The 248-nt window shown below is 77.4% G+C and carries 1 pseudogene; it reads left to right on the top strand.

Annotated features, from left to right (window positions below):
- Positions 1–248: pseudogene (locus N869_RS16260) on the top strand (YhgE/Pip domain-containing protein); the annotation flags it as partial.

Below are 248 nucleotides of genomic sequence, written 5' to 3'. Positions count from 1 at the left end.
ACCCGGCTGGGCCGGGAGCTGACGGGGACGATCCTCACCGACCTCCTCGACGGGGTCGGCGAGCTGGCCCTGGAGCTGGGAGGTGCCGCCGACGGCGCGCAGCAGCTCGCCGACGGCGCGGGCCAGCTGGCCGACGGCACCGGTGCACTGGCCGACGGCACCAGGGACCTGGCCGACGGCGTCGCCCAGCTCGACGACGGCGCGGTGGCCCTGAGCGACGGCCTCACGGGCCTGTCCGGTGGCCTGCA

Source organism: Cellulomonas bogoriensis 69B4 = DSM 16987, from assembly GCF_000767165.1.
Lineage (GTDB): Bacteria > Actinomycetota > Actinomycetes > Actinomycetales > Cellulomonadaceae > Actinotalea > Actinotalea bogoriensis.
The sequence above is the reverse complement of the archived record's forward strand: the minus strand, read 5'-3'. Positions and strand labels throughout refer to the sequence as shown.